The following is a 6,959-nucleotide window of genomic DNA, read 5'->3' as shown; positions in this document are numbered from 1 at the left end:
CTTCCGGACGGCCCGCCGGACCTGATTCCGCGGATCGGTCGTGCCCGGCCCGCGGCCCTCAACTCGGCTGATCGCGAAGGAACGGCCGCGGCGCTAGGCGCCGAGCCGGGTGCCGCACCACTGGTGCGGGTCGGGTCCGCCAACGCCGGGCACGACCTCGAAGGCCGTTCCGGTCTGGTTGACGCGCACGAAGCTGTAGCAGAGGTTGGGGTCGCCGAAGCGGCTGAGATCGGTGGTGGGGATCAGACCGCCGGCGTCGTAGTCGCGCACCGCGCGCAGGTTGTCGATGAACGCCGCGCGGGTCGGGCAGGCCCCGGCCAGCTCCAGGCCGAGCAGGAACTCGTCCGTCGTGATGTAGGCACCGAGCGCGATCTCGTTGTCGGTCTGGTCGAGCTCCGGCGCATGGTCGATCACGGCCTGGCGGTAGGCGTGCAGCGCGGGTGAGTCGGCCGTGAACAGCACGTGCGGAGTCAGGACCGACACCCCGGCCATGCTGGCGCCATGCCTGGCGAGGAACTGCGTGTCGTAGCCGGAGGAGGCGAGCGCCACCTTGAACGTCAGCCCGGCCCTTTTCGCCGCGGTGTAGATGGGGGGGAGGTCCTCGCCCGACACGATGCCGACGAAGGCGTCCGCGTCGAGGGCCTTGATCTGGGCGGCGACCCGGTCAGGGCTCGTGATTCCGGGGGTGTAGCCGATCGGGTCCGCCACCGCGATGCCCTGGGACCGCAGGCTGTCCGTGAAGAGCCTGACCAGCCCTTCGGCCGACCGCGACTGCGTGTCGTTGAAGACCAGGGCCGCGCGGGTGGCGCCGAACCGCCGGAGATAGAGCCCGAAGGTCGTGACGGAGGAGCCGGCGGCCTGCAACGAGCCGAACGTGAACATGTTCCGGTGCTGCGTCCACACCGCCTCCCCGGGGACGCCGGCAACCGGTACGCCTTCCTTGTCCAGCCGATCCGCGGTGTCGGCGACGAAGAGAGTCTCGGCGATCAGGCCGAACACCCCCGCCCGCAGCAGGTCGTCGGCCGCGCGCGCGAACCCGCTGGTGTTCCCCTGGTCATCGCGCCACTCGAGAACGATCTTCCGTCCGTTCACGCCGCCCGACGCGTTCGCGAGGGCGATCCGGGCCTCCACGCCGCTGCGCGCGTAACGAAACCCGGCCCCGACCGGGCCGCTGTCGGGATAGACCAGCCCGACCTTCACCTCCGTCGGGGTCACCCCTGGGCTGTCGCAGGACACGCCAGCGCCGCTGCTACCGGCCGACGCGCAGCCGGCCACGGCGAGAGGAATCACGACGCCGGCCGCGGCGACAGCCGCCCGGCCCCGTCGACGTAAGCACGATAACACGGTCACATCTCTCCGCTGAGAATGACGAAAAGCACTCAATGAATCCGGTGGATCCGGACCGTCCCCACCGGTTCGCCACATGGATCGCCGATCCGCCGCGCACGGCTGAGCACCGGGAATCCGGACCGACTCGCTCAGGGCCGGTGATCAGCGCGTGCGCGTCTTTCGACGCATAACATTCCGCGCGGTGACGGGCATCGGGACCGCCACCGGAAAGAATCGACGGGCGGCGCCCCGGGACGGCTTCCGCCCTTTCGCCGAGCCACTGGTTCCGGCCCGGCGCGCGGCGCCCCGCGTGGGCGCGGGCGCGCGGCTTCGTTCGGCCTCCTTCAGACGGCCGCCTTCTCCAGGACGTGCACGCCGCAGGCGCTGCCCAGCCCGATGACGTGGGCGAGGCCGGCCCGGGCCCCCTCGATCTGGCGGTCGCCGGCCTCGCCGCGCAGGTGGTGGCAGATCTCCCAGACGTTGGCGATGCCGGTCGCGGCGATCGGGTGGCCCTTGGACTCCAGGCCGCCGCTGACGTTGACCGGGGTCTTGCCGTCGCGCCAGGTCGCGCCGGAGTTGAAGAAGTCGACCGCGCCGCCCTCCTCGCACAGCATCAGGTTGTCGTAGTGCACCAGCTCGGCCGTGGCGAAGCAGTCGTGCAGCTCGACGAGGTCCAGGTCCCGCGGGCCGAGGCCGGCCTGCTCGTAGGCCCGCGCCGCCGCCTGGCGGGTCAGCGTGTTGACGTCCGGCAGCACCTGGCAGCCTTCACGCCAGGGGTCGCTGGTGAGCACCGAGGCGCTGATCTTCACCGCGCGCCGGCGCTGCTCGAGCGGCAGCGCGCGCAGCCGGGTGCCGCTGACGACGACCGCCGCCGCGGCGCCGTCGCAGTTCGCCGAGCACATCGGCCGGGTGTTCGGGTAGGCGATCATGACATCGTTCATGATCTCCTCGAGGGTGAATCTCTTCGAGTAGGCCGCCAGCGGGTTCAGGGTCGAATGCGCGTGGTTCTTCTCCGAGATCCGGGCGAACAGCTCGAAGTCGGCGCCCCCGTATTTGTGCCCGTACTCAAGCCCGATCTGGGCGAACACCCCCGGCATGGACTCGGTGCCGATCCTGCCGTCCAGCGGGGCGACCGCGCCAAAACGGCCGTCCGGCACCCAGGTGTCACTTTCCTTCCGGCGGGTGGCGGGGCCCAGCAGCCCGGCGCCGGAGAGCTTCTCGACGCCGACGGCCAGGCCCAGGTCGGCCTCGCCCGCCTTGATCGCCATAATGACGGTACGCAGCGCGGTCGCGCCGGTCGCGCAGGCGTTGGCGACGTTGTACACCGGGATACCGGTCTGGCCGATCTGTTTCTGTAGTTGCTGCCCGAAGGCCGAGGTCCCCGCCATCAGGCTGCCGGCCGCGAGCACCTCGATGTCGGTCATGCCGACCCCGGCGTCCGCGAGCGCGGCGAGCGCGGCCTCGGAGGCCAGATCGACCGTGTCCTTTCCCCTGTGCTTGCCGAATTTCGTCATCGAGATCCCGAGGATCCAGACGTCCTGGGTCACGGCGGATATTCCTTCCTTTCGTCTTGGCGGGCCGCTTATGCCGGCTCGAACCCGTAGCCGACGGCCTCGGTGCCCGCGCCGTCCGTGCCCACGGAAACGGTGGTCAGCCGTAGCTCCATACCCGGCGTCAACCGCCCGGGATCGGGGGCGACGTTCACCAGGTTTCCGCGCACGGCAGTCCCGCCGCAGTCGACGACGGCGGCCACGAACGGCACCGCGACCCCCGGCGGGGCGACCGACACGATCGTGTAGGTAACCAGCGTGCCCGTCCGCGGGATGTCGACCCCGCGGAAGGTGGTGGCGCCGCACGAGGCGCACGCGTTTCGCCGGTCGAAGAATCTCGCCGCGCACCGCTCGCACTCGCGGGCGACGAGGCGCGGATCCTCGGAGAGAACGAGATAGTCCACCAGAGGGACCCGATCAGCCACGAACCACTCCCCGTGCCAGGGTGCGCGTCACGACGACGTCGCACGAATCACTCGTTCGTTTGGCCCGCGCCGGCCGTGGCGACTTCACCGTGACCGGTTCCAACGGGCCGACAACCGGGGCTCGACACCGACACCACGAGCCGTCACCGAACTCCTCGGCCCACGCCGCCCGCGCCGTCTCGCCAAGGCCACGGGGCCGTCCGCTCGGCCGCCCTTTCTGCTCGGGTCGCGCGGCACGTGGGGTGACGGCGCCGGTATACTTTGATCGATGAGTACCCCACCCGCGCCGCGACGAGCTCGCCTTATGCAGGCGCGCTCCCGCGAAACGCGACGCCGTTTGGTACGCGCCGCTCTTCGCCTGTGGTCCGAGCGCGGATTCGAGACCGGGATCGAGGAGACGACGGCCGAGGAGATTGCCCAGGCCGCCGGGGTCACGAAGGGGACCTTCTACTTTCATTTTGCCCACAAGGAGGAGATTCTCCTTGAAATGGGCTACGAGACCGCCTCCATACTCAGCGAGGAGGCGGCCCGCTGCATCAAGGCGGGCCGCGGTCTCGAGGAGTCGCTGCGCATGCTCATGAACGCGTTGGCGCGCAGCATCAAGGCCGCCGACCCGGCCGCCGTCGTCCGCGCCCTCGCCGAGTTCCGCCGGCCCCGCCGGCCCGACACCGAGGTGCCCGCGCCGGGGCCGGCGTTCGCGGAGGCGTTCGAGGTGCTGTTCGAGCGGGCTCAGAAGGAAGGCGAGGTGACCGACCAGGTCGAGCCGGCGGAGATGGCCCAGATCATCGAGGCCCTGGCGCTGGACACCGTCCTGGAATGGGCCACGGGCCGGCAGAGCCGGCTCAACGTCGCCCTGCACCGCCGGACGGCCATCGTGCTCGCCGGGCTGCGCCCGGACAGCAGCCTGTCCCTCTGACATCTTGGTCGGTGGACCTCTCGCCTGCTCGCCTGGCCGCGTCAGATCTGTATCTGGACGACGTCGTCCTGAACACGGGTGGGGAAGACCATCAGGTCCTGGTTGAACCCGTCGGAGGACGAGGGCCGCACGCAGGCGCCGGAACGCACGTCGTACCGGCTGGCGTGGGTGGGGCAGACGATGAAACAGCCCTCGTCCAACGAGCGCCCGCCCAGGCGGCTTCCCTGGTGCGGGCACAGGTTCTGGAAGGCGTAGAACTCGCCGTCCACGTTGGCGACCGCTACAGGGAAACCATCCACCATGACGGTCGCCGTCTCGCCCGGCTCGATGTAGTCCACCGGCAGGGCGTCATAGAAATCAGCCACCAGAAACTCCCCGGCGCCTCTCGCCTAGTAGCTGCGGACGCGAATGACGTCGAGCTTCTGGCCACGCGGCCGGGTGACGATGAAGACGTGGACGTCCGCCACGCTTTCGACGGTCATTCCGCCGTGTTTGCCTATCACCCGGTTGATCGTTCCCTCAGCCTGGAGGCGCGGCCAGACCAGCTGGGTGTGCTCCCCGCTGTCCTGCCAGTCGGTCGAACCGCCGCCCTCGCCGAGGGCTACGCCCTGGATGAGCGTCGTGACCCGGATCTCCTCCTTCTCGAATTCCAGGCTCAGGGCCTGGCCAAGCGCCTCGAGACCGGCCTTGGTCGACTTGTACACGGCCTCGTACGGGAAAACCTCGAGAGTGACCTCGGACGACGTATTGATGATGTCGCCGCCGCCCGCGGCCCGCAGCAGCGGGATCGCCGCCCGGCAGGTGTAGATCGGGCCCAACAGATTGCAGCGCACCTGCGTGAGGATCTCGTCGTCGGTGAGCCGCTCAAAGGGACACGGGCGGTGCAGGCCGGCGTTGTTGATGAGGGCGTCGAGCTTCCCGAACCGTCCGCCGACGGCGTCGAAGGCGGCGCGCACGCTCTCCGCGTCGCCGACGTCGGTCGTCAGGCCGACCGCGCGCGGACCGAGTTCCTCCTCGAGCGCCTTGAGGCGGTCGACTCCACGAGCCATGAGGACCACGTCGGCGCCCTCGGCGGCGAACCGTCTCGCGATGGCGAGACCGGACCCGCTGGTGGCACCGGTCACCGCGACCACCTTGCCGGCGAGCTGTCCCCCACCGCCGTTGTTCTCGCTCATCAGCCCAGCACCCCGATCCCCGCCGCCTCGTTACGCCGCCGCCACTCGTGCTTGGACATCCGGGTGGTGTCGACCCGCGCGTCCCGCGCCCGCGCCCGCAGCGCGCCGACCGTGGCCTCGCCGCGCGGGATCGCGGTGAACGGGTCGAACCCGAAGAAGCGGCAGGCGTTCTGCCAGGTGATCTTGTGGGTCTCCTCCTCCGTCACCCCCGCCTCGGTCAGCTCGCTCCAGAGGATTTCCGGCGACTCGGGCCAGGTCGTGTCCGTGTGCGGGTAGTCGGACTCCCAGGCGATGATGTCGATGCCGATCTCGTGGCGGTTCTTCAGCCCGATCGGGTCGGTGATGAAGCAGCCCAGGACGTGCTCCCGGAAGATCTCCGACGGGAGCCGGCCGCCGAAGTCGTTCTGCAGCCACAGCTGGTTCTTCACGTGCCGGTCGGCCCGCTCCAGGTAGAACGGGATCCAGCCGATCCCGGCCTCCGAAAACGCGATCTTGAGGGTCGGGTACTTCAGCAGCACCCCGCCGAACAGCAGGTCCTGCGCGACCAGGGTCATGATCTGCGTGGACAGGATGATCGAGTGGTCCGGCGGGGCCTCCCGCGGCAGCTTGAGCAGGCCCATGCCCCCGCCGATGTGCAGGCAGAGCACGGTGCCCGTGTCGACGACCGCCTCCAGCAGCGGGTCCCAGTGGCCCGACAGGAGGCTGGGGTATCCCTGCGCGTGTGGGGCCTCCAGGAAGCTGACCGCCGGGCAGCCCTTCGCCGCGAGCCGGCGGACCTCCGCCGCCGCGAGCCCGGCGTCCCACATCGGGAGCATGCCGATCGGGATGAACCGGCCGGGCGCGCCGGCGCACCACTCGTCGACGTGCCAGTCGTTGTAGGCCTGGAGCATGATCAGCGACAGCTGCTTGTCCGGGGCCTCGGCGAACGTCCTCGCGTTGTAACCGGCCATGCTGGGGAAGCACATCGACGCGAGCACGCCGTTGGCGTTCATGTCGTCGATCCGGGCGTTCAGGTCGAAGCACCCGGGGCGCAGCTCGGTGTAGGTACCGGGATCACGGCCCCACTCCTCCGCGGGCCAGCCGACCGTCGCCGCCATGCCGAACGGCGTCGACGTCGCGGCACCCTGGAAGACCCACTGGTCGATCCCGTCGGCGTTGCGGATGACCTTCGGAGCCTGGTCCCGGTACTTGGCGGGAACATGCCTTTCGTACATGTCGGGCGGCTCGATCGAATGATCATCGATGCTGACGAGGATCATGTCTTCTTTTTGCATCGGCACGCGACCTTCCGTGCGCTCGGTCGACATCGTCTGTATTTGAACTCAGTTTAACTATGACCCGGGCCGGCCGCCACACCCGGCCGGCCCGGGTCACGGTCAGGCGTCCGCGCCCTGCCCGAGGTAGGCGCTCTCGACCCGGCGAAGGTTCTGCCGGGCCTCCTCGGCCGGGCCCGACCACACCACGCTTCCGCGCCGCAGGACGTAGGCCCGGTCCGCGACGGCGAGCGCCTGGCGGGGGGGGGGGGGGGGGGGGCGCGCCCCCGCCACCGCGAGAAGAAAAAAAA

Annotated in this window: 7 protein-coding genes and 1 pseudogene; 1 reads left to right on the top strand and 7 read right to left on the bottom strand. The window is 69.9% G+C overall.

Annotation, left to right across the window (positions count from 1 at the left end):
• Window positions 1-93 precede the first annotated feature (93 nt).
• From I6A81_RS39765 to I6A81_RS39755, 3 genes are all read right to left on the bottom strand, one after another.
• Window positions 94-1,215, bottom strand: a complete 1,122-nt coding sequence (locus I6A81_RS39765) for an ABC transporter substrate-binding protein (protein ID WP_307875219.1) — start codon at window positions 1,213-1,215, stop codon at window positions 94-96.
• Between the two features lie 458 nt (window positions 1,216-1,673).
• Window positions 1,674-2,876: a thiolase family protein gene (locus tag I6A81_RS39760; protein ID WP_203007602.1), complete on the bottom strand. Its 1,203-nt coding sequence runs from the start codon at window positions 2,874-2,876 to the stop codon at window positions 1,674-1,676.
• Window positions 2,877-2,911: 35 nt separating this feature from the next.
• Entirely contained in the window at window positions 2,912-3,304 is a 393-nt protein-coding gene (locus I6A81_RS39755) for a Zn-ribbon domain-containing OB-fold protein (RefSeq protein ID WP_203007601.1), read from the bottom strand.
• 268 nt (window positions 3,305-3,572) lie between these two features.
• Here I6A81_RS39755 and I6A81_RS39750 point away from each other — a divergent pair, with 268 nt between their 5' ends.
• Window positions 3,573-4,220 carry a TetR family transcriptional regulator gene (locus I6A81_RS39750; RefSeq protein ID WP_407661457.1) on the top strand — a complete coding sequence of 216 codons (648 nt, stop codon included), beginning with the start codon at window positions 3,573-3,575 and terminating at the stop codon, window positions 4,218-4,220.
• A gap of 41 nt (window positions 4,221-4,261) precedes the next feature.
• Here the strand turns inward: I6A81_RS39750 and I6A81_RS39745 are convergent, their stop codons facing one another.
• The 4 genes and pseudogenes from I6A81_RS39745 to I6A81_RS39730 all read right to left on the bottom strand — a co-directional run.
• Window positions 4,262-4,585: a Rieske (2Fe-2S) protein gene (locus I6A81_RS39745; protein ID WP_203007600.1), complete on the bottom strand. Its 324-nt coding sequence runs from the start codon at window positions 4,583-4,585 to the stop codon at window positions 4,262-4,264.
• A 24-nt stretch (window positions 4,586-4,609) separates the two neighbouring features.
• A complete protein-coding gene (locus I6A81_RS39740; RefSeq protein ID WP_203007599.1) occupies window positions 4,610-5,395 on the bottom strand; it encodes an SDR family oxidoreductase in 786 nt (261 codons plus the stop codon).
• Entirely contained in the window at window positions 5,395-6,669 is a 1,275-nt protein-coding gene (locus I6A81_RS39735; protein ID WP_203007598.1) for an amidohydrolase family protein, read from the bottom strand. Before I6A81_RS39735 ends, I6A81_RS39740 begins: the two co-directional genes overlap by 1 nt.
• A gap of 102 nt (window positions 6,670-6,771) precedes the next feature.
• Window positions 6,772-6,959, bottom strand: a pseudogene (locus I6A81_RS39730) (hypothetical protein); the annotation flags it as partial.

The organism is Frankia nepalensis (genome assembly GCF_016786325.1).
Lineage (GTDB): Bacteria > Actinomycetota > Actinomycetes > Frankiales > Frankiaceae > Pseudofrankia > Pseudofrankia nepalensis.
Note: the sequence above shows the minus strand (reverse complement) of the source record. Positions and strands in the feature narration are given on the sequence as shown.

Bases quoted from the DNA above. Each gene is read 5' to 3' on its own strand.
- I6A81_RS39735 (WP_203007598.1), bottom strand. From the start codon at position 6,669: ATGCAAAAAGAAGACATGATCCTCGTCAGCATCGATGATCATTCGATC.
- I6A81_RS39750 (WP_407661457.1), top strand. From the start codon at position 3,573: ATGAGTACCCCACCCGCGCCGCGACGAGCTCGCCTTATGCAGGCGCGC.
- I6A81_RS39740 (WP_203007599.1), bottom strand. From the start codon at position 5,395: ATGAGCGAGAACAACGGCGGTGGGGGACAGCTCGCCGGCAAGGTGGTC.